The organism is Streptomyces sp. NPDC002588, assembly GCF_040295925.1.
GTDB lineage: Bacteria > Actinomycetota > Actinomycetes > Streptomycetales > Streptomycetaceae > Streptomyces.
This window is the reverse complement of sequence record NZ_JBEOWF010000026.1, coordinates 116,226-142,619: the sequence shown is the minus strand read 5'-3', so window position 1 is coordinate 142,619 and position 26,394 is coordinate 116,226. Positions and strand designations below refer to the sequence as shown.

The 26,394-nt window shown below is 68.3% G+C and carries 29 protein-coding genes, 1 tRNA gene and 1 pseudogene; 21 read left to right on the top strand and 10 right to left on the bottom strand.

Going from position 1 to position 26,394, the window contains the following annotated elements; all coding sequences use genetic code 11:
• Positions 1–57 precede the first annotated feature (57 nt).
• Both ABT057_RS28230 and ABT057_RS28225 read right to left on the bottom strand, forming a co-directional pair.
• Positions 58–642 (bottom strand): GNAT family N-acetyltransferase, encoded by a 585-nt coding sequence (locus ABT057_RS28230; protein ID WP_352346414.1) that lies wholly within the window; start codon positions 640–642, stop codon positions 58–60.
• A gap of 101 nt (positions 643–743) precedes the next feature.
• Positions 744–1,427: a maleylpyruvate isomerase N-terminal domain-containing protein gene (locus tag ABT057_RS28225; RefSeq protein ID WP_352346413.1), complete on the bottom strand. Its 684-nt coding sequence runs from the start codon at positions 1,425–1,427 to the stop codon at positions 744–746.
• A 168-nt stretch (positions 1,428–1,595) separates the two neighbouring features.
• Between ABT057_RS28225 and ABT057_RS28220 the strand changes: the two are divergent.
• Positions 1,596–1,814 (top strand): annotated as a pseudogene (locus ABT057_RS28220) (site-specific integrase); the annotation flags it as partial.
• 1,760 nt (positions 1,815–3,574) lie between these two features.
• Here ABT057_RS28220 and ABT057_RS28215 read toward each other — a convergent pair.
• Positions 3,575–3,748 (bottom strand): hypothetical protein, encoded by a 174-nt coding sequence (locus ABT057_RS28215; protein ID WP_352346412.1) that lies wholly within the window; start codon positions 3,746–3,748, stop codon positions 3,575–3,577.
• Between the two features lie 1,024 nt (positions 3,749–4,772).
• Between ABT057_RS28215 and ABT057_RS28210 the strand changes: the two genes are divergently transcribed.
• The 14 genes from ABT057_RS28210 to ABT057_RS28145 all read left to right on the top strand — a co-directional run bounded on the left by ABT057_RS28210 (position 4,773) and on the right by ABT057_RS28145 (position 14,231).
• Positions 4,773–5,624 (top strand): helix-turn-helix domain-containing protein, encoded by an 852-nt coding sequence (locus ABT057_RS28210; protein WP_352346411.1) that lies wholly within the window; start codon positions 4,773–4,775, stop codon positions 5,622–5,624.
• A 96-nt stretch (positions 5,625–5,720) separates the two neighbouring features.
• Positions 5,721–6,122, top strand: coding sequence for an ATP-binding protein (locus tag ABT057_RS28205; RefSeq protein ID WP_352346410.1), 402 nt, complete (start codon positions 5,721–5,723; stop codon positions 6,120–6,122).
• Between the two features lie 175 nt (positions 6,123–6,297).
• Positions 6,298–7,149: a sigma-70 family RNA polymerase sigma factor gene (locus tag ABT057_RS28200; protein WP_352346409.1), complete on the top strand. Its 852-nt coding sequence runs from the start codon at positions 6,298–6,300 to the stop codon at positions 7,147–7,149.
• Positions 7,146–7,967 carry an integrase gene (locus tag ABT057_RS28195; RefSeq protein ID WP_352346408.1) on the top strand — a complete coding sequence of 274 codons (822 nt, stop codon included), beginning with the start codon at positions 7,146–7,148 and terminating at the stop codon, positions 7,965–7,967. The genes ABT057_RS28200 and ABT057_RS28195 overlap by 4 nt, the downstream gene beginning before the upstream one ends.
• Positions 7,968–8,120: 153 nt before the next feature.
• On the top strand, positions 8,121–8,468 hold the full coding sequence (locus ABT057_RS28190; protein WP_352346407.1) for an SCO3933 family regulatory protein: 348 nt from the start codon (positions 8,121–8,123) through the stop codon (positions 8,466–8,468).
• Positions 8,469–8,474: 6 nt separating this feature from the next.
• Complete coding sequence (locus ABT057_RS28185; RefSeq protein WP_352346406.1) at positions 8,475–9,845, top strand: FtsK/SpoIIIE domain-containing protein; 1,371 nt, start codon at positions 8,475–8,477, stop codon at positions 9,843–9,845.
• A gap of 86 nt (positions 9,846–9,931) precedes the next feature.
• Positions 9,932–10,612, top strand: coding sequence for a DUF2637 domain-containing protein (locus ABT057_RS28180; protein ID WP_352346405.1), 681 nt, complete (start codon positions 9,932–9,934; stop codon positions 10,610–10,612).
• Positions 10,613–10,626: 14 nt separating this feature from the next.
• Complete coding sequence (locus tag ABT057_RS28175) at positions 10,627–10,809, top strand: hypothetical protein (RefSeq protein ID WP_352346404.1); 183 nt, start codon at positions 10,627–10,629, stop codon at positions 10,807–10,809.
• Positions 10,809–10,991 carry a mobile element transfer protein gene (locus ABT057_RS28170; protein WP_352346403.1) on the top strand — a complete coding sequence of 61 codons (183 nt, stop codon included), beginning with the start codon at positions 10,809–10,811 and terminating at the stop codon, positions 10,989–10,991. Before ABT057_RS28175 ends, ABT057_RS28170 begins: the two co-directional genes overlap by 1 nt.
• A 13-nt stretch (positions 10,992–11,004) precedes the next feature.
• Positions 11,005–11,160 (top strand): hypothetical protein, encoded by a 156-nt coding sequence (locus tag ABT057_RS28165; RefSeq protein WP_352346402.1) that lies wholly within the window; start codon positions 11,005–11,007, stop codon positions 11,158–11,160.
• Positions 11,161–11,183: 23 nt separating this feature from the next.
• A complete protein-coding gene (locus ABT057_RS28160; protein WP_352346401.1) occupies positions 11,184–11,489 on the top strand; it encodes a SpdD protein in 306 nt (101 codons plus the stop codon).
• Positions 11,486–12,877 (top strand): replication initiator protein RepSA, encoded by a 1,392-nt coding sequence (repSA, locus tag ABT057_RS28155; protein ID WP_352346400.1) that lies wholly within the window; start codon positions 11,486–11,488, stop codon positions 12,875–12,877. The genes ABT057_RS28160 and repSA overlap by 4 nt, the downstream gene beginning before the upstream one ends.
• Complete coding sequence (locus ABT057_RS28150) at positions 12,874–13,062, top strand: helix-turn-helix domain-containing protein (protein WP_352346399.1); 189 nt, start codon at positions 12,874–12,876, stop codon at positions 13,060–13,062. Before repSA ends, ABT057_RS28150 begins: the two co-directional genes overlap by 4 nt.
• Positions 13,062–14,231, top strand: coding sequence for a site-specific integrase (locus ABT057_RS28145; RefSeq protein ID WP_352346398.1), 1,170 nt, complete (start codon positions 13,062–13,064; stop codon positions 14,229–14,231). Before ABT057_RS28150 ends, ABT057_RS28145 begins: the two co-directional genes overlap by 1 nt.
• A 106-nt stretch (positions 14,232–14,337) precedes the next feature.
• Here ABT057_RS28145 and ABT057_RS28140 read toward each other — a convergent pair.
• The 3 genes from ABT057_RS28140 to ABT057_RS28130 all read right to left on the bottom strand — a co-directional run bounded on the left by ABT057_RS28140 (position 14,338) and on the right by ABT057_RS28130 (position 16,278).
• Positions 14,338–14,411, bottom strand: a tRNA-Pro gene (locus ABT057_RS28140).
• A gap of 42 nt (positions 14,412–14,453) precedes the next feature.
• On the bottom strand, positions 14,454–15,239 hold the full coding sequence (locus ABT057_RS28135; RefSeq protein WP_352346397.1) for a Pr6Pr family membrane protein: 786 nt from the start codon (positions 15,237–15,239) through the stop codon (positions 14,454–14,456).
• 112 nt (positions 15,240–15,351) lie between these two features.
• Positions 15,352–16,278, bottom strand: coding sequence for a metallophosphoesterase (locus ABT057_RS28130; RefSeq protein ID WP_352346396.1), 927 nt, complete (start codon positions 16,276–16,278; stop codon positions 15,352–15,354).
• 103 nt (positions 16,279–16,381) lie between these two features.
• Here ABT057_RS28130 and ABT057_RS28125 point away from each other — a divergent pair, with 103 nt between their 5' ends.
• Positions 16,382–16,846 carry a GatB/YqeY domain-containing protein gene (locus ABT057_RS28125; RefSeq protein WP_352346395.1) on the top strand — a complete coding sequence of 155 codons (465 nt, stop codon included), beginning with the start codon at positions 16,382–16,384 and terminating at the stop codon, positions 16,844–16,846.
• A gap of 151 nt (positions 16,847–16,997) precedes the next feature.
• Here the strand turns inward: ABT057_RS28125 and ABT057_RS28120 are convergent, their stop codons facing one another.
• Positions 16,998–19,274: a transglycosylase domain-containing protein gene (locus tag ABT057_RS28120; protein WP_352346394.1), complete on the bottom strand. Its 2,277-nt coding sequence runs from the start codon at positions 19,272–19,274 to the stop codon at positions 16,998–17,000.
• 407 nt (positions 19,275–19,681) lie between these two features.
• On the opposite strand from ABT057_RS28120, the gene wblA reads away from it, so the two are divergent.
• The gene (gene wblA, locus ABT057_RS28115; protein ID WP_208117087.1) at positions 19,682–20,020 is read left to right on the top strand and encodes a transcriptional regulator WblA; all 339 of its coding nucleotides are present in this window, start codon (positions 19,682–19,684) and stop codon (positions 20,018–20,020) included.
• A gap of 452 nt (positions 20,021–20,472) precedes the next feature.
• Here the strand turns inward: wblA and bagB are convergent, their stop codons facing one another.
• Positions 20,473–21,900 (bottom strand): ATPase BagB, encoded by a 1,428-nt coding sequence (gene bagB / locus ABT057_RS28110; protein WP_352346393.1) that lies wholly within the window; start codon positions 21,898–21,900, stop codon positions 20,473–20,475.
• A complete protein-coding gene (gene bagA, locus ABT057_RS28105) occupies positions 21,897–22,874 on the bottom strand; it encodes an ATPase BagA (RefSeq protein ID WP_352346392.1) in 978 nt (325 codons plus the stop codon). Before bagA ends, bagB begins: the two co-directional genes overlap by 4 nt.
• A gap of 173 nt (positions 22,875–23,047) precedes the next feature.
• On the opposite strand from bagA, the gene sp36 reads away from it, so the two are divergent.
• The 4 genes from sp36 (at position 23,048) to ABT057_RS28085 (ending at position 25,505) form a co-directional block, all read left to right on the top strand.
• Positions 23,048–23,206, top strand: a complete 159-nt coding sequence (sp36, locus tag ABT057_RS28100) for a Sp36 family protein (protein ID WP_020129281.1) — start codon at positions 23,048–23,050, stop codon at positions 23,204–23,206.
• Positions 23,203–23,667, top strand: coding sequence for a RidA family protein (locus ABT057_RS28095; protein WP_352346391.1), 465 nt, complete (start codon positions 23,203–23,205; stop codon positions 23,665–23,667). Before sp36 ends, ABT057_RS28095 begins: the two co-directional genes overlap by 4 nt.
• A gap of 72 nt (positions 23,668–23,739) precedes the next feature.
• Entirely contained in the window at positions 23,740–24,678 is a 939-nt protein-coding gene (locus ABT057_RS28090) for an NUDIX hydrolase (RefSeq protein ID WP_352346390.1), read from the top strand.
• The gene (locus ABT057_RS28085; RefSeq protein WP_352346389.1) at positions 24,675–25,505 is read left to right on the top strand and encodes an MBL fold metallo-hydrolase; all 831 of its coding nucleotides are present in this window, start codon (positions 24,675–24,677) and stop codon (positions 25,503–25,505) included. Before ABT057_RS28090 ends, ABT057_RS28085 begins: the two co-directional genes overlap by 4 nt.
• Before the next feature lie 126 nt (positions 25,506–25,631).
• Here ABT057_RS28085 and ABT057_RS28080 read toward each other — a convergent pair whose 3' ends face one another.
• Positions 25,632–26,306, bottom strand: a complete 675-nt coding sequence (locus ABT057_RS28080; protein WP_029382547.1) for a Crp/Fnr family transcriptional regulator — start codon at positions 26,304–26,306, stop codon at positions 25,632–25,634.
• Positions 26,307–26,394 lie beyond the last annotated feature (88 nt).

The following is a 26,394-nucleotide window of genomic DNA, read 5'->3' as shown; positions in this document are numbered from 1 at the left end:
CCTGACGGTCGGCGGGCCCGGTGGCTTCCGCTCAACGAATTAGCTCAGCGTCCGAGATCATGCGGTCCTCTTGGCGGCGATCCTGGCGCGCAGCGTGTCACGAACGGCGGGCCACTCATCTGCGAGCAAGCTGTAGTACAGCGAGTCGCGGCGGGTGCCGTCCTGGCGCCGCATATGGCTGCGCAGGGTCCCTTCATAGACCAGGCCAAGACGGGCCAGGGCACGTTGGGACCGCGTGTTGAGATTGTCAGTGCGCAGGGCGAGCCGGGCGAGCCGCAGGTCATCGAAAGCATGACTGAACAGCAACAGCTTCGACTCAGCGTTGTATGAGCCTCCCCAACAAGACCGATCGAACCAGGTCGCGCCGACTTCAGCGCGGCTCTCGTCGAGATCGATGTCATACAAGCTGGTGGAACCGATCACGGCACCGTCGTCACTACGTTGCACCGCGAAGCACCGCCGGGCAGGATCCGCGATCATCTGGCTCAGCATCGCGCGCATCTGCGTCACAGTCTCGGGACGTGGCCGCGGCATCCACTGCCATACCTCAGGATCGGACGCAGAGGGGAACAGCGCGTCGGCATGATCAGTGGATAACGGGACGAGACGGACCTCACTGCCGAGGAGAGCATCGTTCTTCACCGCAGCACACTAGAACGGATCATGACACGAGCGGGAGACCCCCAAGGCCGGCTCCTCGTCCGAAAGACCCATGAATGCTTTCAAACCGGTCCCACGAAGCGTCAGCCCAGCGTGAGCCACCGAATGCCCAGCCGTTCGACCCGTACGGTCTCCGCCGTGTCGAGCGGCTCGCGCCCGGTGACCTTGCGCAGGAACTTGAGCTGGTCCCAGCCGAGTTCGAGCGTCGCGGTCATCTGGTCCGGGCCGAGCAGCAACTCCAGCACGACATCTGCCGCCTGCGGGGTCAGCCACGGCTCACACCCCAGTGCTTCGGCCAGGTCCAGGCCATGGACGGCGACCTCGACCACCCGGGTGACCAGGAACTGCGACAGGAGCATCGCATCCCCGTGACGAGTACGCACCACGCGGTCCTCGGGCTCGGCACGGCACAGTCGGTCCACCCGCTGCCACGTCGCGGCGAAGTCCTTGGCAAGCGCGGCACCGCTGGCCTGCCCGGCCGCATGGTCCTGGGCCAAGGCGATGCGGGCCGTGTTGGTCTGCGGGGCGAAACGGTCGTCGGGCCGGTAGTACTCCACTGCGGACACCTCGGCCTTGTCCGGCGGCGGAGCATCCAGCATGTCGGGCAACCATGCGATCACCACTCGGACATGCCCCAACAGCTCATCCACGGACCAGGGTTCACACCGCGTCGGCAGCTCCCACTCCGCCTCCGACAGACCTGCAACCGCCCGGGAGAGTTCCCCGGCTTCGAGGCGAAACGCCTCCAGCACCCGGTCCTGATTCATGGTGATCAAGCTACCAACGGCCTCCACCCAGCCGATCAGGGAATGATATGCATCACTGCGAGACGGCGGAAACGCAACACCGCCGACCATGAACGTCGTGAACCCGCTCCCGAAGCGAGCACCTGCTCAATGGCAACACGGACTCCACCGCACACGGCCTCTGCGGACACAAGGCACAGCTTCGTGTCCCTGCTTTCTGACCATGGCATCCCCTTGGAGACCATCGCTCTGTTGGTCGGTCACACCAGTCAGGCGACCACGGAAGCGGTCTACCGGAAGCAGATACGTCCCGTGATCACGAGAGGCGCTGAAGCCATGGATGACATCTTTACCCAATGGCAAGGCGCCGATACGACCAAGGCGCGGGAAGACGGGGAGATGTTGTGACTGACCTTGCTTTGGCGTGTGCCGTGGCAGGCGCGCGCCAAAGCAGTCGAAGGGTGGGGGCCGGTCAAAGCTAGCCGGGCTAGCGGTTGCCACTACCTCGTTGCGCGGAGCGTGACCCGGCCAGTACATTGTGTACTGGCCGAGCAGCGGCCGCGGCTTAGCTTTCAGCCCGTGACTGGAAGCGCTTAGGCCCGAAGGTGCACCGCATCCTGTGTCTTCTCTCATCACGTTCGCCCTGACAGGCGTAGCGGATCACGGGGCTGTCGCGCTGGAAGCAGGATGAACAACGTGGTGGACAACCACAGTCTCAAGCGTGATGCAAGGCGTCTAAGCCCGGACACCGGGAAGGGCTACCAAGCCACGTTGAAAATTCTATGGAGCTTACCTCCCACCGCCCGAGTAGTGGCTAGTGCCCGTGGGGCTGTCATCGCGGGTGAGGATAGAGACCTTGACCAGCTTCTCGCCCGGTGGTTGGTTTTGCCCAAGAGTGAACGGTGGCGTGAGGCGCTGGAGACGGCGCTGTTGGATGACGACTTGACCCCTGTTCGGCTTGATGAAAATTGCCTCGGGGTTCTTCGTGTGTTGACGCGATCTGCGCACCGCCACTTGGTACCGCTATGGAAGCGACGGACTAGGCACGGACACGTCCTCTCACTCGACGCAACCGCGTTGGACGTCGTCGATGTGGACAGTTCTGAAGCCACCTTGCTGACCAGGGAGATTGGCGACGCACGGCTGAACTGGATCCTTGCGCGCCTGACGCAACAAGAACTTGAGGTAGTCCAGACGCTCGCCACGACTGGTAACTCGTGGGCGGAAGCTGCACTCCTTCATGGAATGGACGCTCAGGCAGGTGAGCGTCTTCGACGCAAGATTAGGCGTCTTGGAGCAGAACAGAGGCGTCGCCGTGAGGGGGAGTCGTGATGGGTACCCTCATGAACGCCGTACCCGAGATGCTGGGTGGATTCGGGGCAGGGCTTCTCATGGCCGGTGCTACCTGGATTGTCCGCAAGGCGCGATCGCGTGTCACGACCCGGCAGCAGCTCCGGCAGTACACCGTTCTCTACAGCGAGGATCTGGAAGGCCGTCCTGGGCGGTTCGCAAGCGCTCAGCCCGTTGGCAGCATTGTCCTTCACCGCAGTGAGGGGCGAACGCAACGGCTCATGCTGACAGAGACGCCACTATCCGACGGTACGTTTGCCGCTCAGCCGTTGGCTGACTAGCGTGTCGGGCCCGCAAACTCTCTGGTGACCAAGCACCGACGGTTCTTGCTCACCAGGGAGCTGGCGTTGTCCCTGCTCTGATCCTGGGCCCGCCGGCTCACGCTATCCCTGGAAGCGATCTTTTGAAGATTGCCGCTAGGGGCTGCATCGGGGGCAGTGTGGCGACGTTGGTCCGTCTGTAGAAGATCTAGACGAAATGGTGCGGCAAGATCAACAGTGTTTGGCCCCCCGTTTGGCCCCCGAAGCACGACAGAGGGCCAATCGCGATCAAGCGATTGGCCCTCTGACCAGCGTCGGGGTGGCGGGATTTGAACCCACGACCTCTTCGTCCCGAAGCAACTTGGGCGGGGGCAGTGCCTTGGGCTGGAGTTTATCTCACCTGCGCTGACGGTCCGCAGACGTTCGCGCTTGTTCGGCGCTGTTCGTGGGCGTTGTCACGCAGTTAGACACTCACCCCGCCCCTCGATGAGAACTACGGGCAACAGGGTCGCTGAAGTCATCTTCCCTAGCCGGGAGGATGCTGACGGCTCCGGCCGGTCACTGGCGGTTACTGCGGTTGCTGTACTCCTGTGCTGTACCGCACCCGTTGACCGCCGTCACCGTAGAGAGCCGGTAGGCAACAGTCATGGCTGCCAGAACTGCGAGATCCATCAAGATCAGATGGATCTGCTCGAATTGAGCGGGCAGTACTACCACGATGATCAGGATCACCCCCCATGTCCATGGCTGAGGGTTTGACACGGGTCGGTGTGTTGGGGTCAGACTCATAGCAGCGCCTCCACGAGGTGTTGTTGCCCGCTCGTATCGCTCTCGCCGGGAAGCCTGCGCGATATGGGCGGGCTGCTTGTTTGCCCATGATGGCGCGCTGGTGACGCCTCTCCAAACGAGGTTGGCACCGCCCAGTGGGAGAGCAAGTGGTCTCTATGGGGTGGTGGTTGTGTCCCCGACACTTGTGACGAGTTGAGACGGTGGAGACCACCTCAACGCTGCCACCTGCACTTTCCTCGGAAAGTGGATGCTTATACCACGCTCGTTGGCTAGCTGGGCACGGCAAGCAAGTTCATAACGACAAAACATCGCCCCGAAATGCCCAGATTCGACAGCAATTGATGCGTGACACACATCACTCAAATTCGAGCGTCACTTGCCCCAGTCGGCAGACTCCTGACTACGCGCCGTTCGCACGGCCGCCTCAACGACTTTGGTTACTAACCTCCCGCCGCACGGCCCACTCCCTTCACCACCACCCACCCCAGCTCCCATCCCGTCTGCCGTCGGCCCACACACCGTGGAGCGGGCGTGGTTCATGGCGTCCAGGTGGAGCGCGCCACTGTACGAACGACCTGGACGCCATGGGCCGCGTCTGCTCGGCTCTGCCTGGGTCGATGGCAGACGGGATGGGAGCCTCCCCGCGCCCGCCATCTACGGGCCGGCACTCGCGAACGGCGCCCCCGCCATCCTGGAGCCTGAGCGCCCCCGCCGGAGGCTCGTCTTTGACCGCGATCGCCTTCGTGCGGCTCTCTACTCTCGGGCCGTAGCTCGCTGCGGCCCCAGGGGGCCGGCCCCGGCGCCGAAGGCGCAGAGGGGCCGGGCCTCAGGGGCCAGCCCGCGCTTGCGCGGGCACTTGATGATGTAGGGAAACCTGTAACAGGTGATCATGGTGGGACTTGGGAACTGGTGATCAGCGCCGTTCTGGCGTCTGGGTGCTGCTGCCTCGTGGTGTAGAACCCTGGTTATGGGGAGTGAGCGGCAAGAGTTGATGAAGGCGCTCGGGGCGCGTCTTCGTGTGCTTCGCACTGAGGCTGGTCTGACTGGTGCCGTGCTGGCCAACCTGGCCAGTGTGGGTCAACCGACGGTGTCCAAGGTGGAGAACGGCCGGATGGTCCCCAGTGTCGACGTGCTGGGCCGCTTGTCTCGCGCTCTCGACCTCGACGAGTCGACCGCTCGGGAGGTGCGTGACCTCCTGGTTGCTGTGGAAGCTGCACCGAACGTCGCCGAAGCTCCTGGTGAAGACATGCCCGCTGAGTCCACCTTCGACGAGGTGGCGCGGTCCGCCCGGCTGATCCGTTCCTTCCAATGCGTCGTCCTGCCGGCCATGCTCCAGAGTGCGGAGTACGCCCGGCACGTGTTCGACAGTACGCCGAACGTCACCCCTGAAGCCGTCGGCCGTGCGGTCGCTGCCCGTGTCGAGCGGCAGAGTCTCTTGTACGAGCCGGGGCGGGAATCGGTGTTCGTACTGACAGAGGGTGTGTTGCGCACCTGGCCTGGGACTCCTGCGCTGATGCTCGCCCAGCTTGACCGGCTGCTGGCTGTCGAGAGTCTCAGTACGGTCCGCCTCGGCGTCATCCCGTGGCGTCAACCTGTACCCGTCATGCCACGTCACGGGTTCACGTTGTGTGATCGCTCGGCGGTCGTCGTAGAGACCTTCCGAGGGGAGCGGATCTTGGACGGCTCCGCCGAACTCGCTGCGTACGAGGACGAGTTCAGCCGCTTCGAAGCAGCCGCGAACTTCGGGGCCGACGTGCGGGAGCTCCTGCTTCAGGTGATGAAGGACTTCCGAGACCTGGGCGACTCCACCACTCAATAGAGGAATAATTCCTCTGAATGCCTGGCCCGTCAGTTGTGCGTCGGAATACTCTGCTCCTTGCATCGTCTAGCCCCCTAGACGCGGAGGAGCGTTCCCATGCCCAAAGAGTGGTCCCGCATCTTTCCCGGACAAGCGTGGCAGGTGGCCGAAGCCCGTCACTTCGTCGCTGGCTTGCTCGAGGATGAAGCCTCAGGCCTTGTGGATGACGCCGTCCTGGTCGTCGGCGAACTGGCGGCCAACGCTGTCCGCCACACCCGGAGCGGCTGGTACCGAGGATGGTTCCTCGTGGTCGTCGGCTTTACCGACGACATCGTCCGCATTCAGGTCGTCGACCAGGGCGGCGACGATGAACCCCAGGTGCGGAGCGTACGCAGTCCTGCGGACCAGGGCGGCCGCGGGCTGATGATCGTCTCGGCCTGCTCCAAGAACTGGGGCGTGAAGGACCGGCCCGCCGGTGGGCGCTGTATCTGGGCCGATCTGGCGCGGGTGGGCACGTGATGGTGCGGCGTGCGTCGGTGGTCGCTTGGTGTCTCGTGGGCCGTGGGAGGTGAGCCCCAAAGGTGTGCCCAGGCGCCTGGCCGCGTTCTACGTGATCGGGGTGCAATCGGGACGGCGTATCGCGCCCGTTCTGTCTAGGGCCCTAGACTCCTGGGTACTGCTAGGAGGTGAAGTCATGTCGGACGAGTTGCAGCGCATCATGGCTATCGATGATCCCTACCGGCTCCTGCGGGAGGTCACGACCCGTTTGGCCGACGCACAGCAAGAGGTGACCGAACTTGCCCGGCTCCGTCGACGCGTGGTTCAGGATCTCCACGCGCAAGGGCTGTCGTACGCCCAGATCGCCACGAAAGCCGGTCTGAGCCGTGGGCGCATTCACCAGATCCGGCATACCGGGCCAGCGCCGGAAGGGGCCTTCCTCGGTCGCGGGGCAGTTGTCATCGCGACTCCGCTCCGGCGGGACGATGAACGCGGGCGCACGGTCGTCGCCGTGGACGACGTCAGTTCCGGCAAGCGGCTGGAAGACCTCGCGCGGTCGTACGGTCTCGATGTCACCTCCGAGCACGTTCCGGTGAGCGGTGAGATCGACCTTGACCGTAACGGCCTGGTCGTCGTCTGTGGTCCGCGCATGTCTCAGCAGATGTGGGACACGTACGCCCAGGATCCGGTGCTGAGCTGGGAGCAGGCAGAAGACGGCCCGTGGACCGTCGTCGACCGGCGGACCGGAACCGTCTACCGGTCCGGACAGGACAGCGATCCGGGCCGGCCGTACGACGTGGGATACGTCGGCAGGTTGCCTCGGCCCGATGGCAACGGCTCGGTACTCGCGATCGCCGGTATCCACACCCAAGGTTCCCTCGGCGTCGTGCAGCTGCTCGCCTCCGACCTCAACACGCTGTGGGGACAGGTGGGTGAGCATCGCTTCTCCACCCTCGTCGGTGTCGAGTACGACCCTGAGACCAGCGAACCGCGGTCCGTCGAACTGCTCACCCCCCTCTACCGGCACGACGAGGAGCCGACGGCGTGAGGGTAGCCCTCGACTCACAGCCCGCCGAACCGGGCCGGGAGAACGAGGACTTCGCCGCCGCCGCTCCCGGAGCGGCTGTCCTCCTGGACGGCGCGGGCGTGGCCGACGCGGAAACCGGCTGTACGCATGGCGTCGCCTGGTTCTCCTCGACGCTGGGCGGGCTGCTGCTGAGCGCCATCACGGCGTATCCCGCTCGGCCTCTGGCCGTGTGCCTGGCCGACTCGATCCGCGCTGTCCGGTCGCTGCATGAGGGGCTATGTGACCTGGTCCATCGGGCCAGTCCCACCAGCACGGTGATTGCCGTACGTGCCCGCGCCGGCGTCCTGGAACACCTCGTACTCGGTGACTCGTCCCTCCTCCTGGGCAACAAAGACGGGGGGCCGACTGTCGTTACAGATCAGCGACTGAACGAGGTAGGCAAGCGGCTGCGCGGTCCGGTCGACGCGTTGCCCACCGGTTCGCCCGAGCATGCCGCCGCGCTGGCCGAGTACCGGGATGCTCTGACGGGATTCCGGAACCGGCCGGGTGGCTTCTGGATCGCCGGGCCCGAACCGCGGGCGGCTGAACACGCCCTCAACGGGGCGGCGCCTTTGGACTCGCTGACCTCCGTGACGCTGCTGAGCGACGGCGCGACTCGGCTCGTCGACCGCTTTGAACTCGCCACGTGGCAAGAAGCGTTGGCCGTTCTCGGCACCTCGGGGCCTACCGAACTGATCCGTCGCGTCCGAGACACGGAGGCCGGCGACTCGGAGGGGCGACGCTGGCCGCGAGGCAAGGCACACGATGACGCAACCGCCCTCCACTGGGCGTTGTCGTAGTTCTGCCGCCTGCCGAGACTCGCTCGTATACCCCCCTAGACAGTTGATGGGTCGTCGGTTTACTGTTGTCGTCAACCCCCCTAGACAGTTAGGGCGGGTCGCCTCCCTTGCTGTCTAGGGGGGTATCCAGATCGAAACAGTGAGGTTCAGGAAATGCGTGTCATCCCCGTAGACGTCTCCGCCGCGACGCTGCTCGTCACCAAGCTGCCGGAGGTCAAGGTGAAGGACCGTCAGACCGGTGAGGTAGCCGTGGATCCGGCCACGAACCAGCGGCTCATGGTCCTGGAACTCGTGTTCATCGCGGCGGGCGGTTCGGACATGATCAAGGTGACCGTGCCGGAGCCGGGCATCGGTGAGGGCCTGGTCATGGGCGCCCCGGTCGTCCTGTCCGGGCTCATCGCGCGGCCGTGGGAAAGCGAGTTCGGCGGACGCATGCGGCACGGCATCGCGTACCGGGCCGACGCGGTCATGGTCAACGCCCCGGCTCCGGTACAGGGCTGAGCGGCCATGACCAACGCCATCTGGACGCTGACGCTCTGCTTGCTCACCCTCGCCGGGCTGCTCGTGCTGCGGCGCCAGTTCCCGGTCGCCTTCTGGTGGCTCGTCGGGTATCCGCTCGTCGCGCTGCGCGTGCTCACCACGTACCGGGCCACGATGGACGCCTGTGGTCTGACGGTCCCGGCTTCGGCCGTCCGTCGGGCCACGGCTCGCCTGGTCGGGAGGGAAGCGGCTCCCGTACCGCCTCGTCGGACATTCCCGCGGCCCACCGGGGCCGGCCTGGTGATGCGGCTGCGGATGGCGACCGGGCAGGCTCCGGAGGACTTCATGGCCTCAGCCGACCGGTTGCGGCATGCCTGGGCGGCTCATGCCGTGCACATCCGACCGACCAAGCCGGGATGGCTCGAACTGCGGCTGATCGGCTGGGATGTGCTGGCGGACGTACGGCCTCCTGTGCGGTGGCGTAAGGGTGGCGGTCCGCTGTCTCTGCCGCTGGCGCTTCGGGATGACGGGCACTGGCACGTGCGGGACTTCCGTACCGTGCCGCATGAACTCATCCTCGGCGCCACGCAGTCCGGGAAGTCCGTCTACCTGCGCAACCTGGTCTGTGGCCTGGCACGGCAACCGGTCGTGCTCGTCGGCATCGACTGTAAATGGGGCGTCGAACTCGCCCCGTTCGCGCCCCGCCTGTCGGCCCTCGCCGACACCCCGGACCGGGCGAACGACCTCCTTGACGTCCTCCTGGAAGAGATGGAGGCCCGTTACCGGCTCATCGGTCTCAGCTCCGCCGCCGGGCCGGATGCCGTCCTCACCTCGGACCTGTGGGGGCTGCCGGAGAAGGTGCGCCCGGTGCCGGTCGTGGTCGTCGTCGACGAGGTGGCGGAACTCTTCCTCGCCGCAAGCCGGGACGACGAGAAGCGGCGCGATGCCATGGTCACCAAGCTGATCCGCGTCGCCCAGCTCGGTCGCGCGGCCGGCATCTTCCTCGAAGTGTGCGGGCAGCGCTTCGGCTCCGAACTCGGCAAGGGCGCCACCATGCTCCGTGCCCAGCTCACCGGCCGTATCTGCCACCGTGTCAACGACGAGTCGTCGGCGAACATGGCGCTCGCCGACATCTCCCCGGAAGCGGCCCTCGCCGCAACCGCCATTCCCTCCGAGCGTCCCGGCGTCGCCATCGTCGGTGACTCCTCCGGCGGCTGGTCCCGTGCCCGCTCCCCGCATCTCACCCTCGACGAAGCGGCGGCAGTCTGCCGCGCTACCTCCGCTCTCGTGCCGGAACTGCCCCGCCTCGACGCCTTCCGGCCCGTCGTCACTGCCAACACCGACGGATCGACGCCGTCCGTCACCCCTGCGCCGACCGTGCGCCCGGTGACTGAGTAGCCGCACTCCTCTCCCCACGGTCGGCGTGACCGCATCGCGCCAAGTCCCTACCCCTCCCATGCCCGAAACTCAAAGGAGACGAGCCGATGCGTGCCCACCTCGCCCGCGTGGACGCCGTGATCGTGCAGGCCGTCATCGCGGGCGCCCTGTCCTTCGCCCACCTGCACGACATTGCGGAGGCGGCCGGACAGGGCGGCTGGAAAGCGTGGGCCTACCCGGTCAGCGTTGACCTGCTGCTGGTTGCCGCCTGGCGTCGGATGCCTGCCCAGCAGCGTGCCGGACAACCAGCCGGGGGAGCGCGGCTGTGGTTCCTGGTCGCCCTGGCCGCGTCCCTCGGCGCCAACATCGCCACGGCCGGCCTCCTCGACCTGGACCACGTCCCCGCGTCGCTCCGGGTCGTGGTCGCCGGATGGCCTGCCGTTGCCTTCTTCGGCGGAACACTCCTCGCGCACGGACCGCACACCTCCGAGCCGTCTTCGACCTCGGTGGCGTCGGATCCGGATGCCGGACGGCCCTCGGTCCCGCCTGTGGTCGACGAGCCCCACCGTGACGCCCTCCCGGCGTCGCCACCGGAAACCGTCTCCGAGGTGGTCACCGTCCCGGCGCCTGCTCCCGTGGTCGCCCTTCCGCCCGCCCTCGTCGACCGTGTCCGCGCCCTCGCAGAAGAGCACCAAGCCGCCACCGGCCACCCCGCCGACCCCGACGCCGTGCGCGTCCGGCTCGGTCTGCCTCCGTCCATGACGCCCGCCGTCGCAGCCCACCTCTGAGAAGGGAGACCGGCATGCGTCCCGCTATCCGCTCGGCACTGGAGTACGCCGCAGAGCTGACCCGCCGCAACCGGCTCGTCGAAGCCCTCGCCGTCGGCGAAGCCGCGATCAACCAGGCCACCGACGACGAACAGCCCGAGATCCGTCAGTGGCTCGCCGACCACATCGACGACTTCACCGGAAAGGACGCCCACTGATGTCCAGCCCCCGCTTCCGTAACGTCCGCCGCTTCGGTCCCGTACAGGTCGCCTCGTTCCTCGCTCGTGGCCGTAACCGCCATCTCGCCGCCTGCACGGCTCCGCGCTGCGACTTCTCCGCCGAGTACGACAGCCGTTCCGCCGCCGAACTCGCCGCCCGCACCCACCGCTGCAAGGCCTGACAGGAGATCCGCCATGGACGTCCCCCTCTGGTTCGCCGTGCTCGTCGTCGCCGTCCTCGGCATCCAGCTCGCCCGTCCGCCGTGGTGGCTGGTCGCCCTGCTGCTCCTGGGCGGCTACCTCGTCGCGAACAGCGTCCTCGCGCCGGCCGTCGCCACTCTCCTCAACTGATCACGCCCGAAGGGACCATTCACGTGTTCACCCCGAAGTACCCGCCGCAGGACACCGCCCCGGCTCCCGCTCCGACGGCTCCGACCGTCTACAGCCCGGTGCCTTACGTCCCTGCCCACACCCCGGTTCCGCCTGCCCCGTCCGGCAATCGGCCGGCCGTTCAGCTCACCGCTGGCAGCACGCTCGCCCTGGTCGCCGGGGGCGGCGCCGTGGTCCTGGTCGTGGGCGCGGTCCTGGTCTCCATGCTCCTCGCCGTCGCGATCACCGCCGCCTCCGTCGCCGTGTGCGCGGTCGTCGTCCGCTCGATCCTCAAGGAGAACAAGGCGTGACCGACTCCGCCGCCATGGCGGGCCTGGACCCGGCCGCCCTCGCCGACGTGCTGAGGCTGGCCGGGTCCTCCAGCTTCGACCGTATCCAGGACCAGATTCGCCGTACGGGCGGTTGCTCCGACCCGATCCACCTCCAGGGCGCCACCGTCACCCGTGACCGGGCCTCCGGTCAGGTCCTCCACAGCTACAGCACCGACAGCGAACCTGGCGGCCGTCTCCGCGTTGCGTGCGGCAACCGCCGCGCATCTCGCTGCCCCGCATGCGCCTGGACGTACGCGGGCGACACGTACCACCTGATCCGCGCGGGCCTGGTCGGCGATCCAGCAAAGGGCACCCCGGACACGATCCGGGACCACCCCCGCGTGTTCGCGACCCTGACCGCCCCGTCCTTCGGGCCGGTCCACAACCGCCCCGGTAACCGCCCCTGCCGCTGCGGCACCCGCCACGACGAGGACGCGCCCGAACTCGGCACCCCGCTCGCCCCGGACGCCTACGACTACACGGGCGCTGTGCTGTGGAACAACCACGCCTCCGAACTGTGGCGTTACTTCACGATCTACCTGCGCCGCGAGATCGCCCGCCGCGCTGGTCTCACGCAGAAGGAAGCCCACGCACAGTCCCGCGTCGCCTTCGGCAAGGTCGCCGAGTACCAGAAGCGCGGTGCCGTGCACTTCCACGCCGTGATTCGCTTCGACGGGCCGGACGGGCCCGACTCGCCGCCCCCGGCCTGGGCCACGCTCGACCTCCTCGCAGAGGCGATCAAGGCTGCTGCCGCTCGCGTCGCGGTCGACGTGCCTCCGGCCGGTGACCAGCCGTCCCGCGTCCTGCGTTGGGGCGCCCAACTCGACGTACAGCCGATCGGTGCCTTTGGTGATGGTGAGGAGATCACCGAACAGGCGGTGGCCTCGTACGTGGCCAAGTACGCCACCAAAGCCGCCGAGACCACCGGCACCGTTGACCGCCGCATCGGCAACAAGGAAGTACTCATCCTGCTCGACGTGCCCGAGCATCCGCGTCGGCTCATCTCGGCCTGCCTCGACCTGCACCCGCTCTACCCGGAGCGCAAGTTGCGGGACTGGGCTCACATGCTCGGCTTCCGCGGCCACTTCTCCACCAAGTCCCGCCGCTACTCCACCACCCTCGGCGCCCTCCGCCAGGTCCGCGCCGACTACCGCGCGCAGCAACAGCGCGAAGCCCTCGGCCTGCCCGACCCCGATGCCCCGGAGGCAACGACGCTCACCCTCGCCCACTGGTCCTACGCCGGCCACGGCCACACCCTCGGCGAATCCTGGCTCGCCGCCACGATCCGCCGAGACATCGAACTCAACCGCGAGACCGCCCGCGAAGCCCTGAGAGACGAACCCGACCTGCACGGAGCCGCTGTATGACCACTGCTGCCCCCGAACTGCTCACCGTGCCGGAGGTCATGACCCGGCTCAAGGTCGGCCGGACCAAGGTGTACGACCTCATCCGGACCCGCCGCCTGGTCTCCATCAAGGTCGACGGATGCCGCCGTATCCCGGATGACGCCGTACGCGCCTTCATCCGACACCAGATGGGAGACGCGGCCTGATGACCAAGCGTCGTAGCCGTGGTGACGGCGGCCTGCACTGGGACGAGAAGAGACAGCGTTGGATCGCCACGGCGAACTTCGGGTTCGATCCCAGTGGCAAGCGGATCGTCAAGCGGGGGAGTGGCAAGACCAAGACGGAGGCGAAGAACAAGCTCAAGGAAGTGTTGCGGGACCACGAAGACGGCCTCGCGATCGCCCCGACCAACTACACGGTGAAGGACGCGGTCAAAGACTGGCTCGCGTACGGCCTGGCTGGCCTCGACTCCAGCACCCTCGAAACCACCACGCTCCTCAGCGAGAAGCACGTCATTCCGTCGCTCGGTGCTCGCAAGCTCCGCGACCTCAGCGCGGAGGAGGTTGACCGTTGGCTGGCCACGAAAGCCAAGACGCTCAGCACCCGCACCCTCCAGTCAATCCACTCGTACCTGAACCGCGCGGTCAAGCGTGCCATGGCGCGAGACAAGGTGAAGCGCAACGTCGTCGAGCTGTGCTCGGTCCCCCAGGGGCAGGCTGGACGCCCGTCCAAAGCGCTGACCTTCGCGCAAGCTGAGTCCGTGCTCAAGGGCGCCGAGGGGACCTCGATGCATGCCTACATCGTCCTCGCCCTGCTGACCGGCGCTCGCACCGAAGAACTCCGGGCCCTCACCTGGGACCACGTCTTCCTGAAAGGCCGACCCGAGATGGACCCGCCGCAGCCTCCTCACATCGCCGTCTGGCGGTCGGTCCGGCGCACTGGGGACACCAAGACCCGGAAGTCTCGGCGCACGCTCGCTCTCCCGGCCCGCTGCGTCGAAGCTCTCTGGCAGCAATTCGAAGATCAGGGCTGGGATCGACTCGCCGCCGACGAGAAATGGGAGGAACACGGGCTCGTCTTCTCCTCGGCCGTCGGCAAGCCGCTCGACGCTGCCAACGTCCGGCGCGCCTTCCGCCAGGCGCTCAAGGACGTCGACGGGGTGAACGCCGACGAGTGGACGCCGCGGGAGCTCCGGCACAGCTTCGTGTCTCTGCTCTCCGACCGTGGCGTCCCGTTGGAGGAGATTTCCCGGCTCGTCGGCCACTCCGGTACGGCCGTGACCGAGGAGGTCTACCGGAAGCAGATCCGGCCTGTGATCCAGACTGGTGCCGTGGTCATGGACGGCATCTTTGGAGCCGCGTCGCAGCAGCCGTAGGCACGCAGCGAGCACTCAGGGATCGATAGTCACGCAGATAGACACGCAAACGCTGAGGGCCGGACTACTGACGTCAGTAGTCCGGCCCTCACCTGGTGTTTCTCTGTCGGGGTGGCGGGATTTGAACCCACGACCTCTTCGTCCCGAACGAAGCGCGCTGCCAAGCTGCGCTACACCCCGATGTCGCTGCTTGTCCTGCTTGTCGCGGCGACGTCGTTTACTTTAGCCCACTGGTGGCTGGAGACGAAATCCGGTTTTGGCACGGTGGCGGATCGGGTTGGGGCAGGTGTGGTCGAGGGCCACGAGGAGGACTGCCAGGGCGTAGAAGGAGAGGCCCAGGAGGAGTGCGTTGGCGAGGGTGTGCTTGAAGCCGTGGGCCTCGGCGTCGAGGAGGGGGTAGAGGTAGCGGCCCGGGGCGCCGGAGTGGATCAGTTCGGCGCGGATGAGGAAGAACGCCAGGTAGGCCAGCGGGTAGAGCATCCATGGCGCCGCCTGGCGCAGGCGCATGCGGGCGGGTGGTGTCAGCAGCAGCCAGTCCAGCAGGGCGGCCGCCGGTGTCACCGTGTGGAGGAGGTGGTTGGCGACGGCGTGCCAGCCGGTGGGGGCCGTCGTCGCGCTCGTCACCGAGAACGGGGTCGTCGCGTCCGCCAGGAGCAGGTGGTACACCAGGCCGGTGATCGTGATGTAGAGGAGTGCCGCGCCGGTCAGGGCGGAGGAGAGCGGGTTGCGGGCCGACCAGGCGCGGCGGGCCGAGAGGAGGGTGACCAGGGCGAGCAGCAGGTTGCTCTGGACCGAGAAGTGGCTCAGTGCGTGCCGTGGGCTGCTGAGCAGGACGGCCAGGATCACGGCCGTGGCCGCCGTGCCGACGAGCAGCAGGCGCAGGACGGCGGCCAGGGGGCGGCGTACTGGTGACACCACCGCGGAGGCGGGGACGAAGGAGGGCAGGAGCGCGTGGGTCCGCGGAATCGCGGGCAGGTCCGGGATGTCCCTGGGTATCGGCGCGGTCATGCCCTCACGCTAGGCAGGTGGGGCAAAAGGGGCGATACGGGTGGTCCGTACGAGGGAGCCGGCCGGCTTCAGCTGTCTCACAAGCCCCAGCCGTCGCCCGTGAACCGCAGCCCTACTCCTTCTCCACCAACGTCAGCAACGTCACCTCCGGTGGGCACGCGAACCTCACCGGGGTGTAGCGGTTCGTGCCGCAGCCCGCCGATACGTGCAGGTACGACGTGCGTCCCTCCGCCGTGTGGGTCGACAGGCCTTTCACACGGTCAGCGTCCAGGTCGCAGTTGGTGACGAGGGCGCCGTAGAAGGGGATGCAGATCTGGCCGCCGTGGGTGTGGCCGGCCAGGACCAGGGGGTAGTCGTCCGCGGTGTACGCGTCCAGGACGCGGAGGTAGGGGGCGTGTACGACGCCCATCGAGAAGTCGGCGGAGGCCGAGGGGCCGCCGGCCACCTGCGCGTACCGGTCCCGCTTGATGTGGGGGTCGTCCAGACCCGTCAGCTCCAGCGACATGCCGTCGATCTTCAGCACGCCCCGTGTGTTCGTCAGGTTCAGCCAGCCCGCCCCGTCGAAGCCTTCCCGCAGGTCCTCCCACGGGTTGTGGACGACGCCGACCGCGGGAGGGTTGCCGTTCAGGCCGTGGCGGCCCTGGGTCTTCTCCAACAGGTAGCGGGCGGGGTTGCGCGGCTTCGGGCCGTAGTAGTCGTTCGAGCCGAAGACGTACGCTCCCGGGAACTCCATGAGCGGACCCAGCGCGTCCAGGGTCTCCGGCACGCCGTCGGGGTCGGAGAGGTTGTCGCCCGTATTGATCACGAAGTCGGGGCGCAGGCCGGCCAGCGAGCGCAGCCAGCGCTGCTTCTTGCGCTGGCCGCCGACCATGTGGATGTCGGAGACCTGCAACACGCGCAGGGGGCGCATGCCGGTGGGGAGTACGGGGACCGTCACTCGTCGGAGGCGGAAGGAGCGGGCTTCAAAACCCGCCGCGTAGGCCAGACCGGCGGCGCCAGCCGCCGCGATGGACAGAGGTACTCCGTATCGCGCGCGCATACCTCCATCGTGTCAGACCCGTGGCGCATGGCTGACAACCCGTCGGCCACCCTCCCCTAAATGAAGGGGCACCGGGCCTGTCACACCTGCGACAATCGACGGCATGACCACGCTCAAGTCGAAGCTGCAGGAAGACCTCAACGCCGCGATCAAGGAGCGCGACGAGCTCCGCTCCTCGACGCTCCGGCTGACGCTCACCGCGATCACCAAGGAGGAGGTCGCGGGCAAGCAGAAGCGCGAGCTCTCCGACGACGAGGTGCAGAAGGTGATCACCCGGGAGGCCAAGAAGCGCCGCGAGGCCGCCGAGGCCTTCGCCCAGGGTGGCCGCGCCGAGTCGGCCGAGCGGGAGAAGGCGGAGGGCGAGCTGCTCGCCGCGTACCTGCCGAAGCAGCTCAGCGACGAGGAGCTGGACGACATCGTCGCCCAGGCCGTCGCGGAGGCGAAGGCGGCGGGCGCGGAGGGACCGCGGGCCATGGGTGCCGTCATGAAGATCGTGAACCCGAAGGTGGCCGGCCAGGCCGAGGGCGGCCGGGTCGCCGCGGCGGTGAAGAAGCTGCTCGCGGGCTGACGGCCCCGCACTCGAGCGGCGCCGCCCGCACTCGAGCGGCCTCCGCACACGAGCGGCCTCCGCACACGAACGGCCCCCGCGCCGCCGTACCGACTTCCATGCGGTACGAGAGCGCGGGGGCCGTTTTCCGTGAAGCCGGCGGCGCGGGGCCTCAGCCGCGCCCACCTCCGTTCCCGTTCCCGTTGCTCTGGCCCTGGAACAGGTCTCCGAGGCCGCCCGTCGAGTTGTTGTCACCGCCGGTCGAGCCGCTGCTCGTCCCGCCGTTGGTCAGAAGGCCGCCGATGAAGCCGTCGCCGTTGCCGTCGTCCCCACCGTTGTTGTCGCCGTTGCCGTCCTCGTCGCCCTTGTCCTTCTTGCTGCTGGGGATGTTGACGAGGTTGAAGCTCGGAGCGTCCTTGCCGTCGAGGGCGCCGGTCATGGCGTCGCGCCAGATCGGGCCGGGGGTGTCACCGCCGTAGACCTGGGAGTGGTAGACGCCGCCGATGGTGATGTTGTTCATCTCGACCTTCTGGGTGGCGCTGCCGACCCAGACGGCGCCCGAGAGGTTCGGGGTGTAGCCCACGAACCAGGCGTTCTTGCGGGAGTCCGTCGTACCCGTCTTACCGGCGTTGTCGCGGCCCGAGAGGCCGGCCTGCTGGCCCGTACCGGAGTCGATCACACCGCTCAGCAGGGTGTTGATGGTGTCCGCGGTCTTCTCGGTCATCGCGCGCGAGCAGGTCGACTTCGGGACCTCGAGCGACTTCTTCTTGCCGTTCGCGGTCTGGGTGATCGACTCGATGGCGATGGGGGTGCAGTACATGCCGCGGCTGGCGAAGGCGGCGTACGCGCTGGCCATCGTGAGCGGGGAGAGGCCGGTGGAGCCGAGGGTCATCGAGGACGGCACCTCGGGGACCTTGTCGCCGTTGCCCTGGACCACGCCCAGCGCGTTGGTCATCTTCACCACGGGGCACATGCCGATGTCGGCGAGCATCTGCACGAAGTAGGTGTTGACCGACTTCGCCATGGCCGTCTTCAGGTCGTACGGACCCTTCTCGGTCGAGCTCTCGTTCTCCAGCTTGTAGTCGCGGTCGTTGACCCACGGACTGCCGCTGCACGTCTGGACGGTCGCCGGGTACTGCATCGAGTACGGCGCCGAGTACATCTGGTTGGCGGGGCGGCCCTCCTCCAGCGCGGCCGCGGCCAGGAACGGCTTGAACGTCGAACCCGTCGGGAAGCCGAAGTTCGAGCCGCCCATGGACGCGTTGACCGAGTAGTTGTACTCGGTCTCGTTCTTGCCGTAGCCGTACGGCTTGGACTGCCCCATCGCGAGGATCTTGCCGGTGCCGGGCTCGACCAGGGTGGAAGCCGCGGCGACCTTGTCCGACTTGTAGACGTGATCCTTCAGGCTGGCCTGGACGGACTTCTGCGACTGCGGGTCGAGGGTCGTACGGATGGTCAGACCGCCCTGGTTCCAGAGCTTCGCCCGCGCCTCCTTCGTCTTGCCGAAGACCGGGTCGCTGAGGAAGACCCGCTCGACGTACTTGCAGAAGAAGCTGGCGCCCTTGACGGCGGTGATGCAGCCGTTCTTCGGCTGTTTGACCTTCAGACCCAGCGGGGCCTTCTGCGCCTTGGCGGCCTCGGCCTCGGAGATGTCGCCGACCTCGGCCATGCGCTGGAGCACGGTGTTACGGCGCTTGGTGGCCTCGGTCGCGTCGTTCACCGGGTCGTAGCGGCTCGGGGACTGGACGATGCCGGCCAGCATGGCCGCCTGGGGCAGGGTGAGGTCCTTGGCGTGGGTGGAGAAGTAGCGCTGGGAGGCGGCCTCGACGCCGTAGGCCTGCTCGCCGAAGAACGTGATGTTCAGGTAGTTCTCGAGGATCTTCTTCTTGCCGAGCTCCTCCTCCACCTGGATCGCGTACTTCAGCTCCTTGATCTTGCGGCCGATCGTCTGCTGGGTGGCCTGCGCGACCTTCGTCGGGTCGTCGCCCGCCTCCTCCACGAAGACGTTCTTCACGAGCTGCTGGGTGAGTGTGGAGGCGCCCTCGGACACGCCGCTGCTCTGCACGTTCTTGTTGAGCGCGCGCAGGACGCCCTTCAGGTCGACCGCGCCGTGCTCGTAGAACCGCGAGTCCTCGATCGCGACGATCGCCTTCTGCATGTAAGGCGAGACGTTCTTGAGGTCGACCACCGTGCGGTCACGGGAGTAGACCGTCGCGATCTGGGAGCCCTTGGCGTCCAGGATCGTGGTGCGCTGGCTCAGCGGTGGCGTCTTCAGGTTGGCCGGGAGCTCGTCGAAGGACTCCACCGACCCCTTCGCGGCGAGCCCCAGGGCACCGAACGCGGGCAGCGCGATGCCCGCCAGCACGGCTCCCGAGAGCACACTGACACCGAGGAACTTGGCGGCCTGCTGCGTGGCGGACAGGCCACCGCCCGAGCGCTTGTTTGGCATGAGGGCAGCCTACGTTCTCATTCGCCGGACACGCGTATATGCCTTGGCCTAAGCTGCTCTCAACTGTCACAGCAGCAGGGCTACGTATCAATACGTCCGGCGACCCCGAAACGTTCCGGAGGTTCCCCAACTTTTTTGGTGGGGGCGTGCCCGAAACCGCCTTGTGTGTCATCCGGCGTCCGTTGTGACCCAGGAGAACTGTCCCGTTCGTCGGGATAGTCATGTATGTCGCGGGCTCACTCCCCCGGGTGATCTGCCGCTTACGCATAGTCCGTTCGGGCCATTCAAGATTGGGCCCGAAGGGGGTGTTGCGCTGTGCCCACCTTCCGTAACGTCCTCAACTGGCGGCGGTGAATATGCCGCTGCCGCCGTGGGGGAGCCTCGATTCGGGAGAGGACGGCGCCGGTATGGGCTGGGTAACCGACTGGAGTGCGCAGGCTGCCTGCCGCACTACCGATCCGGATGAACTGTTCGTTCAGGGAGCAGCGCAGAACAGGGCCAAGGCAGTGTGCACCGGATGCCCGGTACGCACCGAATGTCTGGCAGACGCGCTCGACAACCGCGTCGAGTTCGGCGTGTGGGGAGGCATGACGGAGCGCGAGCGCCGCGCCCTGCTGCGCCGACGGCCGACCGTCACCTCGTGGCGCCGGCTGCTCGAGACCGCGCGCTCGGAGTACGAGCGCGGCGCGGGCATCGTGTCGCTCGACGATGACGAGATGTACGAGAACTATGCGGCGGTGAGCTGAGACCAACCCTCCGTGCGGCCACGGCCTTTGGCGCCGCCACGGTCTTCCGCTCGGCCACGGTCCTCCGCTCGACCGCGGCCTTCGGCTCGGCCAGGGCTTTCCGCCGGGCTGCGGTCTTCCGTTCGGCCATGGCTTGCCGTTCGGTCACGGCTTTCCGCTGGGCTGCGGTCTTCCGTGCGGTTGCCGCCTTCCGCTCGGCTGCGGCCAGGAGGGTAGCTGTAGCCCAAGGGCTCGGCTGTAGCAAAGGCACGGCTGTAGGCGCACGCTCGGCTCCAGCCGTGCGCGTGCATGCCTGCAGCCGTACGCGCGGCTGCCGGTTTCCGCGCGGCTACGGCCGTGTGCACGCTGCAGCCGTCTGTCTCGCTGCAGCTGCACGCCTCGCCGCAGCCGCACGTCCCGCTGTGGCTGGCGACTCGGTTGCTGTCGGCTCGGCGGTGGGCCGCCTCCGCCGCTCAGACGTCGGCAGCCTCGGGAAGCTCCGGCCGGTCGGCCGCGAGCCGGCTGCCGATGTCCCGCAGTCCCATGAGGTCGTGCACATCGCCGGGCAGCGCCGCCACCTCGGTCACCGCCACCTCGGGATGGCGGGCGGTGAAGCGGTCGCGCGTGCGCTGCTCGCGGGAGAGCAGATGCATACGCTCGGCGTGCAGCCTCAGCAGGCCTGCGGTGAGGTCGTCCACGGTCCGGTCGGCCTCGGCCGTCCGCGAGGCCGCGGGGTCGACGCGTTCGCCGACCTCGATGGGGGAGCCGGAGTCGGAGCCCGTGATCTCGGGGGCGGGAGATTCTGAACTGCCGTACGTGTCGGGAGAGTTACGAAGTCCAGCTTTCCCGCCGTCCTGATCCACAATGCGGGACTCTTCAAGATTTTCCGCCGCGGCGGAATCGGCGGCGTCGGCGCTCGCGTCAGCGCCGTCGGCCAGGTCGAGATTCTCCGCGGCGGCGAGTGCCCGCTCGGCCGACAGCTGGGCCGCCCCGCTGCCATGGACCCGGTTGAGCACCAGACCGGCCAGCGGCATGTCCTCCGCGGCCAGCCGCTCCACGAAGTACGCGGCCTCCCGCAGCGCGTCCCGCTCGGGAGCCGCCACCACCAGGAACGCCGTCCCCGGCGCCTGCAGCAGTTTGTACGTGGCGTCCGCGCGTGTGCGGAACCCGCCGAACATCGAGTCCATCGCCGCCACGAACGTCTGTACGTCCTTCAGCAGCTGCCCGCCCAGCAGTTTGCCGAGCGCGCCGGTCATCATCGACATCCCGACGTTCAGGAACTTCATGCCGGCGCGCCCGCCCACCTTGGCGGGCGCCAGCAGGACGCGGATCAGCTTGCCGTCCAGGAACGACCCCAGCCGCTTCGGCGCGTCCAGGAAGTCCAGCGCGGAACGGGAGGGCGGGGTGTCCACGACGATCAGGTCCCACGCGTCCTTGGCGCGCAGCTGCCCCAGCTTCTCCATCGCCATGTACTCCTGCGTGCCCGCGAAACCCGCCGAAAGCGACTGGTAGAACGGGTTCGACAGGATCGCGGACGCACGCTCCGGATCCGCGTGCGCCTCGACGATCTCGTCGAAGGTGCGCTTCATGTCGAGCATCATCGCGTGCAGTTCGCCGCCCGCGGAGTCGTCGATGCCCTTCACCCGGCGCGGGGTGTTGTCGAGCGAGTCGATGCCCATGGACTGCGCGAGCCGGCGCGCCGGATCGATGGTCAGCACGACCACCTTGCGGCCCCGCTCGGCCGCCCTGAGACCCAGCGCCGCCGCCGTGGTCGTCTTGCCGACGCCACCGGAACCGCAGCACACTACGATGCGGGTCGCCGGGTCGTCGAGCAGCGGATCGATGTCGAGGACCCGCGCGGAGGACAGCGGATGCTGCGACTGTGCCTGGTCCCGGCTCATGCGATCCCCTGCTTCCGCAACTCGGTGGCGAGTTCGTACAGACCCGCCAGGTCCATGCCCTCGGCGAGCAGCGGCAGTTCGTGCAGTGGCAGACCCAGCTCGCCCAGGACCGCCCGCTGCTCCTGCTCCAGCGTGTACCGCTCGGCGTACTCCTCGGCCTGCCGCAGAAGCGGGTCCACCAGCCGCTCGGCGCGCCCGCCGCGCCGCGCCCCGCCCAGCCCGGCCGCGGACAACGACCGCGCAAGGGAGGAACGTGTCACGGTTCGTACGAGTTCCAGCCCATCCGAGTCCAACACCTCGGGACGCACCATGTTGACGATGACCCGGCCCACCGGCAGCTTCGCCGCCCGCAGTTCGGCGATGCCGTCCGCCGTCTCCTGGACCGGCATCTCCTCCAGCAGCGTGACGAGGTGCACCGCCGTCTCCGGCGACTTCAGCACCCGCATCACGGCCTGCGCCTGATTGTGTATCGGGCCGATCTTGGCGAGCCCGGCGACCTCGTCGTTGACGTTCAGGAAGCGGGTCACACGGCCCGTCGGCGGGGCGTCCATGACGACGTAGTCGTACAGGAACCGTCCGCTCCTGTCCTTCCTGCGCACCGCCTCGCACGCCTTGCCGGTGAGGAGCACGTCCCTCAGACCGGGCGCGACGGTGGTGGCGAAGTCGATGGCGCCCAGTTTTTTCAGGGCCCGTCCGGCGCCCCCCAGTTTGTAGAACATCTGGAGGTAGTCCAGAAGGGCCAGTTCGGGATCGATGGCGAGCGCGAACACCTCACCACCGCCTGGCGCGACGGCGATCTTGCGTTCCTCATAGGGCAACGCCTCCGTCTCGAAGAGCTGCGCGATGCCCTGCCGGCCCTCCACCTCGACGAGAAGCGTCCGCTTCCCTGCCGTGGCGAGGGCAAGCGCGAGGGCCGCGGCGACCGTCGTCTTTCCGGTCCCGCCCTTACCGCTGACGACCTGGAGCCTGCTCACGTCTTCGAGCGTAACCAGTCCGCGCCCGAGCCAATCGAGAGGCTGTGGACAACGAGGGCGGCTATCGGCCACTTGGCCCGTGGACGACCGCGCGGCTCCAGGCGTCCGCCGAGCGCGCGATCGGCCGCCTGGCCTGGGGACGGCCCCCGGTCGACAGCCGATAAGGTCGCCCCATGACCAAGTGGGAATACGCAACCGTGCCGCTGCTCGTCCACGCCACGAAGCAGATTCTGGACACCTGGGGCGAGGACGGCTGGGAGCTCGTCCAGGTCGTGCCCGGGCCGAACAACCCCGAGCAGCTCGTCGCCTACCTGAAGCGGGCGAAGGCGTGAGCGCGGTCGAGGCGCGCCTCGCCGAGCTCGGCCTGACCCTGCCGGCAGTGGTGCCGCCGCTCGCGGCCTACCAGCCCGCCGTGCAGTCCGGGCCGTACGTGTTCACGGCCGGCCAGCTGCCCATGGTGGACGGCAAGCTGCCGGTCACCGGCAAGGTCGGTGCGGAGGTCACCGCCGAGGAGGCCAAAGCGCTGGCCCGCACCTGCGCCCTGAACGCCCTGGCCGCCGTGAAGTCGGTCGCCGGTGATCTGGACCGCATCGCGCGCGTGGTGAAGGTCGTCGGCTTCGTGGCGTCGGCCGCCGACTTCACCGGTCAGCCCGGCGTCCTCAACGGCGCGAGCGAGCTGCTCGGCGAGGTCCTCGGCGACAAGGGCGTCCACGCCCGCAGCGCGGTGGGTGTCGCGGTGCTTCCGCTGGACGCGCCGGTCGAGGTGGAGATCCAGGTCGAGCTGGCGGACTGAGCCGACGGACCGAGCCACACCAGCTCAGGGCACCTCTCGAACATTCGCCCACCACGGGATAGCCTCGCGCCCATGGCGAATGGGCAGTGGTTTCCCTCGGACTGGCCGGAACGCATCCGAGCGCTCGCGGACGGGACGCTGACGCCCGTGGCGCCGAAGCGCGCGGCCACCGTGATGCTCCTCAAGGACCCAAAGGTCCTGAAGGACCCGAAAATCCTAGAGGACCCCAAGGAACCGAAGGACCCGAAAGAAGGCGCCGGCGGTCCCGTCGTCCACATGCTGCGCAGACGCGCCTCCATGGCCTTCGCCGGAGGCGCGTACGCCTACCCGGGCGGCGGTGTCGATCCGCGCGACGACGAGCGCCTCGTGCGCTGGGCGGGCCCCACGCGCGCGTGGTGGGCGCGGCGGCTCGGCGTCGACGAGGCGGCCGCCCAGGCGATCGTCTGCGCGGCCGTACGGGAGACGTACGAGGAGGCGGGCGTCCTGCTCGCGGGACCGGCCCCCGACTCGGTGGTCGGCGACACGACGGGCGAGGACTGGGAGGCGGACCGCGCCGCCGTGGCCGCCCGTGAGCTGTCCTTCGCGGAGTTCCTCGACCGGCGCGGGCTCGTCCTGCGCTCCGACCTGCTGGGCGCCTGGACGCGCTGGATCACCCCGGAGTTCGAGCCGCGCCGCTACGACACCTGGTTCTTCGTGGCCGCGCTCCCCGAGGGCCAGCGCACCCGGAACGCGTCCACGGAGGCCGACCGCACCGTGTGGATCCGTCCCCGGGAGGCCGCCGCCGGGTACGACAGGGGCGAGCTGACGATGATGCCGCCCACCATCGCGACCCTGCGCCAGCTGACGCCGTACGCCACGGCCGCCGAGGCGCTGGCCGCGGCCGACGACCGCGATCTGACCGCCGTCCTGGCCGAGGCCCGGCTGACGGACGACGAGATCGTGCTGTCCTGGCCGGGCCACGGCGAGTTCACCAAGCACATCCCGATCGGCGCCGGTGGAGGCCCCGCATGACGGACGCGAGCACCCTGCCCGGCCAGCCGCGCGGAGGCGTGCTCTCCGGACCGGCGACCACGCGCGCGGTGAACGTGCTCGCGCCCAATCCCTCCGCGATGACCCTGGACGGCACGAACACCTGGATCGTTTCCGAGCCGGGCTCCGAACTGGCGGTCGTGATCGACCCGGGCCCGCTGGACGACGGCCACCTCCGCGCGGTCGTCGACACCGCGGAGCAGGCCGGAAAGCGCGTCGCCCTGACCCTGCTCACCCACGGCCATCCCGACCACGCCGAGGGCGCCGTCCGTTTCGCCGAACTGACCGGCACGCGCGTGCGTGCCCTGGACCCGGCGCTGCGGCTCGGCGACGAGGGTCTGGGGGCCGGTGACGTGATCACGCTGGGCGGTCTGGAGCTGCGGGTCGTGCCGACCCCCGGCCACACCGCCGACTCCCTCAGCTTCCATCTGCCGGCCGACCGGGCGATCCTGACCGGCGACACGATCCTGGGCCGCGGCACGACGGTCGTGGCGCACCCCGACGGCCGTCTGGGCGACTACCTGGACACCCTGCGCCGTCTGAGGTCCCTCACGGTCGACGACGGCGTCCACACGGTCCTCCCGGGTCACGGCCCGGTCCTGGAGGACGCCCAGGGGGCCGTGGAGTTCTACCTCGCCCACCGCGCCCACCGCCTCGCCCAGGTCGAGACGGCCGTGGAGAACGGTCACCGCACCCCCGCGGAGGTCGTCACCCATGTGTACGCCGACGTGGACCGCTCCCTGTGGCCCGCGGCGGAACTGTCGGTGCGGGCGCAGATGGAGTACTTGCAGGAACACGGGCTGATCTAGGGGACGCCTGACAGCCCGTCCGGCGTTCGAGGACGAGGCCCGTTCAAGGCCGAAGGGGGGTCTGGGGGCGCGGCCCCCAGGACGGCCCTCAGCCCCAGCGCACGCTACGACGGCCGGGACCGAGCGTCAGCGGGAGCGCTTCGCCAGCCGCTCCACGTCCAGCAGGATCACGGCCCGCGCCTCCAGTCGCAGCCAGCCTCGCTGTGCGAAGTCGGCGAGCGCCTTGTTGACCGTCTCGCGAGAGGCGCCGACGAGCTGCGCCAGCTCCTCCTGCGTGAGGTCGTGGACCACGTGGATGCCCTCCTCCGACTGCACGCCGAAGCGGCGGGAGAGGTCCAGCAGGGCCCGCGCCACGCGGCCGGGGACGTCCGAGAAGACCAGGTCGGACATGGCGTCGTTGGTCTTGCGCAGTCGCCGGGCGACGGCGCGCAGGAGGGCGGCGGCCACCTCGGGCCGGGCGTTCAGCCAGGGCTGGAGGTCGCCGTGGCCGAGGCCGAGGAGCTTGACCTCGGTGAGGGCGGTCGCCGTGGCCGTGCGCGGGCCCGGGTCGAAGAGCGACAGTTCGCCGATGAGCTCGCCGGGGCCGACCACCGCCAGCATGTTCTCGCGGCCGTCCGGAGACGTGCGGTGAAGCTTGACCTTGCCCTCGGTGACCACGTAGAGCCGGTCGCCCGGGTCGCCCTCGTGGAACAGGGAGTCGCCACGGGCGAGGGTCACCTCACTCATGGAGGCGCGCAGCTCCGCGGCCTGCTCGTCGTCGAGTGCCGCGAAGAGCGGGTTGCGCCGCAGGACGTCGTCCACGAGTTCTCTCCTTGTCGACCTGCTCAGGGGATCTTGTCCCCCGCTTACCAGGGGACCGTGTTCCCCATTTTGCCGGACGGTCCAAACA